Raw genomic sequence first — 455 nt, 5'->3', positions numbered from 1 at the left:
AGCTTCCTGGGACTCGGCCCCGCCGAGCCGCAGCCCGAGTGGGGGCTCATGCTCGCCGGCGGCCGCAACGTGCTGGGTCAGGCCTGGTGGATCTCGGTGTTCCCGGGGCTCGCGATCACCCTCACCGTCATCAGCGCGACCGTGCTGGGCCGTGCGCTGCGCGCACGGATGGAAGGGCGGGCCGCATGAGCGCCGTGGACGTGCAGAGGCTGCGCATCGCATTCGGCGGCCGCACCGTGGTGGACGATGTCTCGTTCACCGTGGAGCCGGGGGAGTGCGTGGCGATCGTCGGGGAGTCCGGCGCGGGCAAATCACTCACCGCCCGGGCGCTGCTCGGGCTGCTCCCCGACGGCGCGTCGGCGGAGACCTCGCGGCTGCTCGTCGCCGGCACGGATGCCGCTCGGCTGGGAGAATCCGGCTGGCGGGCGCTGCGCGGGCGCCGGATCGCCCTGGTC

Annotated in this window: 2 protein-coding genes (1 of these 2 running past the window's edge); both read left to right on the top strand. The window is 74.3% G+C overall.

The features are described 5' to 3' along the window. Positions 1-189, top strand: partial view of an ABC transporter permease gene (locus tag BGN97_RS04510; protein ID WP_292698401.1) — the 3' end only. Its footprint begins 594 nt before the window's first position; the window shows 189 of its 783 coding nt (coding positions 595-783); its start codon lies beyond the left edge, outside the window; the stop codon is at positions 187-189. Next, positions 186-455 (top strand): ATP-binding cassette domain-containing protein (locus BGN97_RS04505; RefSeq protein WP_292698399.1); only part of this gene is annotated, 270 nt, incomplete at its 3' end. The genes BGN97_RS04510 and BGN97_RS04505, both read left to right, overlap by 4 nt.

This window comes from Microbacterium sp. 69-10, assembly GCF_001897945.1.
In the GTDB taxonomy this organism is placed as follows: domain Bacteria; phylum Actinomycetota; class Actinomycetes; order Actinomycetales; family Microbacteriaceae; genus Microbacterium.
The sequence above is the reverse complement of the archived record's forward strand: the minus strand, read 5'-3'. Positions and strand labels throughout refer to the sequence as shown.